The sequence below is a fragment of the Mesorhizobium sp. M7D.F.Ca.US.004.03.1.1 genome, assembly GCF_003998635.1.
Taxonomy (GTDB): Bacteria; Pseudomonadota; Alphaproteobacteria; order Rhizobiales; family Rhizobiaceae; genus Mesorhizobium; species Mesorhizobium loti.
On the sequence record NZ_RZQG01000286.1, the window covers coordinates 1 to 6,581 of the forward strand.

At 61.3% G+C, this 6,581-nt stretch carries 7 protein-coding genes and 1 pseudogene; 3 read left to right on the forward strand and 5 right to left on the reverse strand.

The window, feature by feature from the left end:
* Together EN935_RS17285 and EN935_RS17290 are read right to left on the reverse strand one after the other, a co-directional pair.
* Positions 1–692 (reverse strand): ABC transporter substrate-binding protein (locus tag EN935_RS17285; protein WP_245488994.1); only part of this gene is annotated, 692 nt, incomplete at its 3' end.
* A gap of 163 nt (positions 693–855) precedes the next feature.
* Positions 856–2,136 (reverse strand): acetylornithine deacetylase/succinyl-diaminopimelate desuccinylase family protein, encoded by a 1,281-nt coding sequence (locus EN935_RS17290; RefSeq protein WP_109668685.1) that lies wholly within the window; start codon positions 2,134–2,136, stop codon positions 856–858.
* A gap of 8 nt (positions 2,137–2,144) precedes the next feature.
* Between EN935_RS17290 and EN935_RS17295 the strand changes: the two genes are divergently transcribed.
* The 3 genes from EN935_RS17295 (at position 2,145) to EN935_RS17305 (ending at position 3,837) form a co-directional block, all read left to right on the forward strand.
* Positions 2,145–2,333: a hypothetical protein gene (locus EN935_RS17295; protein WP_127266019.1), complete on the forward strand. Its 189-nt coding sequence runs from the start codon at positions 2,145–2,147 to the stop codon at positions 2,331–2,333.
* Positions 2,334–2,358: 25 nt separating this feature from the next.
* Positions 2,359–2,787, forward strand: a complete 429-nt coding sequence (locus EN935_RS17300) for a L,D-transpeptidase (RefSeq protein ID WP_109668687.1) — start codon at positions 2,359–2,361, stop codon at positions 2,785–2,787.
* 207 nt (positions 2,788–2,994) lie between these two features.
* Positions 2,995–3,837: a hypothetical protein gene (locus EN935_RS17305; RefSeq protein ID WP_127266020.1), complete on the forward strand. Its 843-nt coding sequence runs from the start codon at positions 2,995–2,997 to the stop codon at positions 3,835–3,837.
* 324 nt (positions 3,838–4,161) lie between these two features.
* On the opposite strand, the gene EN935_RS17310 is transcribed toward EN935_RS17305, so the two are convergent.
* From EN935_RS17310 to EN935_RS17320, 3 genes and pseudogenes are all read right to left on the reverse strand, one after another.
* A complete protein-coding gene (locus EN935_RS17310; protein ID WP_164771173.1) occupies positions 4,162–5,148 on the reverse strand; it encodes a lipid A biosynthesis lauroyl acyltransferase in 987 nt (328 codons plus the stop codon).
* 13 nt (positions 5,149–5,161) lie between these two features.
* Positions 5,162–6,190 carry a zinc-binding dehydrogenase gene (locus EN935_RS17315; RefSeq protein WP_027039032.1) on the reverse strand — a complete coding sequence of 343 codons (1,029 nt, stop codon included), beginning with the start codon at positions 6,188–6,190 and terminating at the stop codon, positions 5,162–5,164.
* Positions 6,191–6,226: 36 nt separating this feature from the next.
* Positions 6,227–6,581: pseudogene (locus EN935_RS17320) on the reverse strand (beta-ketoacyl-ACP synthase); the annotation flags it as partial.

A 6,581-nucleotide genomic window follows, 5' to 3' on the forward strand; every position in this document is an offset into this window, starting at 1 on the left:
TCCCCGGAAAGCAGCGCCGGCACATAGGCCGCGGCATCGGGCACGATGCGGAATTCGGCCTTGTCGAGGGACGCCGGCGTACCCCAGTAAGTGTCCGATTTGACCAGCGTGATCGACGATCCCTTGGCCCAGCTCTGGAATTTGAACGGGCCGGTGCCAACAGGCTTTTCCTTGTTGGTCTCGGCCGATTCAGGCGCGACGATCACCGCGTCGCCCCAGCCCATATTGTAAAGGAAGGAGCCCTGCGGGTTTTTCAGCGTAACCTTGACCGTTGCGGGGTCGACCACGTCGACTGCGTCGATGGCCGCGAAAAGGCCCTTTTGCGCATTGACCGAATTGTCGGCGCGGGCGCGGTCCAGCGAGAATTTCACGTCGCTGGCATCGAAGTCGGTACCGTCGTGGAATTTCACGCCGGTGTGCAGCTTGAAAGTATAGACCTTGCCGTCATCGGAAATGGTCCAGCTTTCGGCCAGGTCCGGCAGCACCTCGCCATTCGGCCCGATGCGTGTCAGCCCCTCGAACACATTGGCGTAGAGAACCTCGTCGATCGCCGCGGCGGCACCGGCGGTTGGGTCGAGATGTGGGGGTTCGAGCGGAATGCCGATGACCAGGTCGGTTCGCGCGGCAAACACGGAGGTGCCGGCGGCCAGTGACAGCGCTGCAGCGGCCAGGATGGTTTTCCACAATCTCATCGTGCAACTCCCCATGCGTTTCAGACAGGTGCTCAAACCCGGGCGATAGAAGCGTGATTTTGCCACGGAGTAAATTGCGTTTCGTTCTGCCCGTTGGCGTGGCCGGGAATGTTTTTGTCCTGGCGGCCTCATCGACAGGTCGAAGCTTGTCGCGATGCGCGCCTTATCCCGTGGCTGTGCCGCGCAGCAGCACGTTGAGCCCGATCGCCATCACCTTGGCCGATTCCACCATGTCCGATATCCCGACCCATTCGTCCGGCCGGTGGGCAAGGTCGAGAATGCCAGGGCCATAGGCGATGCAATCATAGATATGGCCGATGCGGGCAATGTGCTTCTGGTCGTAGGTGCCCGGCGAAATGACGTAGTCGGGTTCGCGGTCGAAGATCGCCATGATGCCTTGCGCAACCGCCTTGACCACCGGCGCGTCGCGCTCGGTCATCAGCGGCAGCACTTCCATCAGGTCGCGGATTTCATAGTCGAATTTTGTCCGCTCGCGCTTCAACCGGTCGAGAATGCCGATGACTTCGCCTTTGACGGTGTCGAGATCTTCCTCGAGCAGGAAGCGGCGGTCGATGGTCAGCCGGCAGGAATCGGGCACGTTGGGCGAGGGCAAGCCGGGCCGGAAGTCCTCGGTCTGGCCGCCATGGATCGAATTGATGTTCATGGTCGAGCGTTTTGCTCCTTCGGGCACGACCGGCATGCGCGTCATCTTGCGGTCGAGCGCGGGGAACAGCTCGTCCTCGAATGCCCTGAGCACTGCACCCATATGGCGCACCGCATTGTCACCGAGAAACGGCATCGAGCCATGCGCGATCTCGCCCTTGGTCTCGATCTCCGCCCACCAGACGCCACGATGACCGAGGCAGATGCGGTCCTTGTTCAGCGGCTCGGGAATGATGACGTGGTCGACCCTGGGTTTTGAGAAATAACCGAGCCTTGCCAGATGGGCGACGCCGCCGAAGCCGCCGGACTCCTCGTCGACGGTGCCGGATATTTCGATGGCGCCGGGAAAGTCGGGGAAGACCTGCAGGAAGGCTTCGGCGGCGATGATCGAGGCGGCAAGGCCGCCTTTCATATCACAGGCACCGCGGCCATAGACCTTGCCGTCCCTGACGATGCCGGCAAAGGGATCGACGGTCCAGCCGTCACCGGCTTCGACCACGTCGATATGCGAGTTGAAGTGGACGCAGGCGCCGGGCGACCTGCCGTTGAAACGGGCAACGACATTGACGCGCGGGTAGCGGTCGGTGTCGCCGGGGGTGCCTTCGGCGCGGATGAATTCGGTCTCGAAACCGCTCTTCTTCAGCCGCGCGCCGAGATATTCGGCGCATGGCCGGTAGGCCTCGCCGGGTGGATTGATGGTCGGAAAACGGATCAGCTCGGCGGTCAGCGCGACGACCTCGTCGCGCCTGTCATCGATTGCCTGGAGGAGTCGCTCGTTCATGCACGGAGTTGAGCGGCGATATCAGCGATTTTGCAAGCCCACCGGTGATCAAGCCCGTGCGGCGTGTCGTTGCGGCAACTATCGCGGGAAATCGTTCAAATTCGCTGCTTTGGATTGGCGAATTGGTCAAGGAGTGTGTGTTACCTCATTCACCTGCCATTAAAAAGATGAAAAACAACGTGATGGCAGGCAAGTAAGGGGCAATCAAAGGGGTTTGATCGCATGAAAAAGACAGTTCTCATGGCGGCGGTGTTTGTCGCGATGCTGTTCGGTGCTTCGGGGCAGGGCTGGGCAGCCAGCCTCGTTGCAAACATAGACGTGTCGTCGCAGACGATGACGGTCAGATATGGCCTGTCGGTTTACCGGTGGAGTGTCTCCACCGCGCGTTCCGGCTATTTCACGCCGCGCGGTACCTATCGGCCGCAGCGCACGGCCCGGATGTGGTATTCGCGCAAATATCATATGTCGCCGATGCCCTATTCCGTGTTCTTCCATGGCGGCTATGCCATCCACGGAACCGGCGCCGTCAGGCAGCTCGGCCGCCCGGCGTCGCATGGTTGCGTGCGGCTGCACACGGCCAATGCCGCAACCTTCTATTCGATGGTGCGGGAAGTGGGGTTCGGCAACACGCGGATTGTCGTCACCAACTAGAGCTCCGACCGGCTGTTGATCCCACCGCAAAACCGCGGTGGGATCGATTGCAATTGCCTGTATCTCGGGCGCTTTGCCTGAAAAATGTTGCAGGAATAGCGCATTGGCTTGGGAAACGGTGTCGTTGCGTCACTTGGGCCCGGCGAATGGTTTCTGCCAAAACGCGATTATGTTAACTTTCAAGCAGATAACTTGCGAGGGGCTTTGATGTACAGACTTCTTCTTGGGGCGGCGATTGCCGTCACCGCTACTTCGGCCATCGCCGCCGATGCGGTTGAGCCAATTGTCATGGATCAGGAACTCGCACAGCCGCATATTTCCGGCTATGTCGAAGCTTATCTTGGCGGATTGTATCTGTCGGCAGATGGTGGACATCTCTCGGCGACGACAGCAGGCGGTGCCGGTCGGGTCAATTTCCCGATCGACGCGCGCTGGAACATCCAAACCGACGCGAGCATCGATTCGCTTTGGGTCGAGGGCAGCAACATTTATGGCTATGGCGGCGCCATCCACGGCTACTGGCGCGACCCGAGCAGTTATGCGCTTGGCGGATTTGCGACGTTCACGCGCTACGGCGGGGACATTGGCGGCCCGAAGATCTACAATTTCACAGTCGGTCCCGAAGCCCAGGCCTATTTCGGCAACGTGACCGTCTATGGCCAGATTTACTATGGTCAATTGCGGGCCAATGGAGAGTCGGAGCATCTGGACAACTGGGGAGGCCGCGCCGTGGTGCGCTATTTCGCCCAGGACAATCTTCGCTTCGACGGCGAGCTTGGCTATTCTACGATTTCTTTTAGTGGCGAACACGTGAATACCGTCACCGCGGCGCTGCAGGCCAACTACCGGTTCTCCGGCACGCCGTTCTCGGTGTTTGGACGCTATCAGCTGGATCACGTGTCGGTTGCGAGCACCGATCTGAACATCCACAAATACCTGATCGGCCTGCGGGCGAGTTTCGGTTCGAACACCCTGCTCGAGGAAGACCGCAATGGCGCCACGATGGACACCTACCGGCCCAATTTTATCCTGCCGTTGCCGCTTCTATAGCCTTGGCGGGCCTTTCCTGGTCTGACAGAAAAATCGATTGCAAAAGCCGCGAGGCGCGTCCTTGCGGCTTTTGCGCACAATCAGCCCCGTGAGGCGGTGGGCCGCTGCCTGCCTGGCAACGAGCGGGATACGACTGTCCCTTGCCGCGCACCGGCAGCATTACAAAGCAGTTCGAATTTTCGTTACCGTGCTTGGACTTCGGTGTGGGACTTTCTGCCGGTAGCGACAGCACTCGGCGAAGGTTTTGTCTGTTCCAAGGCGCTGGTTATTGATGGCCCATCAATAGCGGGCAGTGATCAAATCAGCGCTCGCCGAGGAACGAACTCAAGCGCTGGCGATGGGCGCCTTTGCCTGATGGGGCCGCTTTCTCCGCCCACCGCCGATCTCCCACCTTTTGTGGAACCACATCCACTGGCCGGGATCTTCGCGTACCCAGCGTTCGACCACATCGTTGAGACGCTGGGTGGTGGCGTGGACATCGACGCTGCCGTCAATGGTGCGCGGCAATGTCAACTTGTCCTCGATCTCGAGCCGGAAGCGATTGCCTGGCAGCCTGACGCAGCGTGCCGGATAGACGTCGCAGTCGTAGTGACGGGCAAGGGTCGCCAGCACCCGATTGCTCTGGCAGGGACGGCCGAAGAATGTCGTGTCCAGGCCATTGGAGAATTTCTGGTCGACAAGGATGCCGATGTTGCCGCCATTCTCCAGCACCCCTGCCAACGCGAATGAGGCGCCGGCCATCGACGGCAGCAATGAGCCCATGGTCGAGCGGCGCGTCGACAGGATGTAGTCGGCGAGATAGGGATTGTTGGGCGGGCGAAACAGCGCCGTGATGTTCATGCCGAAGGTCGCCGCCGCCACCGGCAAGAGTTCGAAATTGCCGAGATGGCCGGTGAAGACGATGTGTGGCCGCTTTTCGGCGGCGATCTCGACGAAATGCTCTATGCCCTTGACCTCGACGCGGCCGGGCTTGCTGGCCGCGGGATCGTAGTCGAACAGGGCGTCGAGAAAGATGTATTCGGCGGCAAGGCGGGCCATGTTGCCCCACATGTCGGAGGCGATCGCCTGGATTTCGGCCTCGCCCTTTTCCGGATAGGCCTTGCGCAGATTGTCGACAGCGACCTGATGGCGTCCCACCCAGGGGCCAACGCGGCGTGCGACGCGGTCGGCAAAGTTCAGCGCACTGTCGGCCGGCAGCAGACGCAGGACCGAGATGATCATCATAGCCGCGCGCGCCACCAGCCAGTAGTTCAACTGGCGCAGCTGCCTGCCGTAGCGAAATTTGAGATCCCGGCGGAACTTCTTGAACACAGAGGTCAAGGCTCTAGCCGACGCGCAGGATGATCTTGCCAAACACGTCGCGGCCTTCCATGCGCTTCAGCGCGGCATCGATACCGTCAAAGTCGACTTCGGTGTCGATGACCGGGGCGACCTGTCCCGCCGCCATTTTCTGCATGGCGTTGGCCATGTTCTCCATGCGGCAGCCGAAGGAGCCGAGCAGCTTCAATTGCTGCTGGAACAACTGCATCAGGTTGATCTGCGTCGACACGCCGGAAGTCGAACCGCAGGTCACCAGGCGGCCGCCACGCTTCAGGCACAGCATGGAAGCGGCAAAAGTGTCGGCGCCGACATGTTCGAACACGACGTCGACGCCCTTCTTCTTGGTCAGCTTGCGCACGACGCCCTCGAAACGGTCGTCGCGATAGTTGATGACATGGTCGGCGCCGAGCGCCTTGGCCTTGTCGATCTTGTCGTTCGAGCCGACCGTGGTGATGATGGTGCAGCCCATTCGCTTGGCCAGCTGGATGGCCGCCGAGCCGATGCCGGATCCGCCGGCATGGATGAGAATGGTCTCGCCGGGCTGCAGCCTGGCGTTGTCGAACAGCATATGCTCGACCGTGCCGAAGGTAACGGGCGCCACCGCCGCACCGATGTCGGTCACGCCGGGCGGGGCAGGAACCAGCAGGCGGGCCGGCAGGTTGATCTTTTCCTGCGCGAAGCCGTCGAGATGGAAGCCGTGAACGCCCGAAACATGTTCGCAGAGATTGTCGCGGCCTTCGCGGCAGGCGCGGCAAAGGCCGCAGGTGCGCGCGCCGTAGATCGACACCAATTGTCCGGGCAGCAGGCTGGAAACGCCGGGGCCGACCGCCTCGACCTCGCCGGAGGCTTCGGCGCCGACGACCAGCGGCAGCTTGCGCTTGGCGAAGGCCATGCCGCGCCAGCCCCAGACGTCGATGTGGTTCAGCGCCACCGCCTTGATGCGCAGCGTGACTTCACCGAGTGCCGGCGGTGGGGGAGGCGGCAGGTCCACCGTCTCAAGACGGCGGTCCTCTATAAGTTGCAATGCGCGCATGGGGCCTGTCGGTTCAGTCTGGCTGAAAAAGGTCGCTTAGACCGGTTCCCGCGCCATGACAAGGCAAGTGTTCTGGCCGCCGAAACCGAAGGAGTTCGACAGAACGGTGCGAACCTCGGCATTACGCTTCTTGTTCGGCACCACGTCGAGCACGATCGCGGGGTCGGGATTGTCATAGTTGATGGTCGGCGGAATGACGCTTTCGCGCATCGTCAGCAGCGAGAACGCCGCCTCGACCGCGCCTGCCGCCGACAGCGTGTGGCCAATCATCGACTTGTTCGACGAAACCGGCATCGAGCCGATCCGTTCGCCGAACACGGTCGACAGCGCCAGATGTTCCATCTTGTCGTTCTCCGGAGTCGACGTGCCGTGGGCGTTGACATAGTCGATC

What these genes read in the sequence shown, in the direction of transcription:
- EN935_RS17290 (WP_109668685.1), bottom strand. Translation starts at nt 2,136, where the DNA reads ATGAACGAGCGACTCCTCCAGGCAATCGATGACAGGCGCGACGAGGTC.
- EN935_RS17300 (WP_109668687.1), top strand. Translation starts at nt 2,359, where the DNA reads ATGAAAAAGACAGTTCTCATGGCGGCGGTGTTTGTCGCGATGCTGTTC.
- EN935_RS17305 (WP_127266020.1), top strand. Translation starts at nt 2,995, where the DNA reads ATGTACAGACTTCTTCTTGGGGCGGCGATTGCCGTCACCGCTACTTCG.
- EN935_RS17315 (WP_027039032.1), bottom strand. Translation starts at nt 6,190, where the DNA reads ATGCGCGCATTGCAACTTATAGAGGACCGCCGTCTTGAGACGGTGGAC.